This is a genomic window from Paucibacter sp. XJ19-41, assembly GCF_028462495.1.
GTDB lineage: Bacteria > Pseudomonadota > Gammaproteobacteria > Burkholderiales > Burkholderiaceae_C > Roseateles_E.
On the sequence record NZ_JAQOWX010000190.1, the window covers coordinates 1 to 307 of the forward strand.

Consider the following 307-nt stretch of genomic DNA (forward strand, 5'->3'; position numbering starts at 1 on the left):
GGCGGCCACGCCGGCCGGCCAGGCCGCGACGGCATAGGCCAGGCGCGCGCCAGGTTCACCGGCCGGACGCAGCACCAGTTGCAGGGCCGCCGGGCTTTCGCTGCGCTGGGCCGACAGCGGCAGGCGCAGCTTCAGCACTTCGCCCTCCCATTGCAGGGTCGGCGCGGCGGCATGGTCGAACACACCGGCCTCCTCGGGGAAGGCCTGCAGCTCGCGGCCGCGCCAGGCGGCCGGCAGACCGTCGATGCGCAGGGCCAGCTGCGGCCCCTCGACCGCGGCTGCGATGCGCGCCTGCAGCGCCTGCGGC

At 77.2% G+C, this 307-nt stretch carries 1 pseudogene; it reads right to left on the bottom strand.

The window, feature by feature from the left end:
- A pseudogene (locus PO768_RS27360) lies at positions 1-307 on the bottom strand (protein-disulfide reductase); the annotation flags it as partial.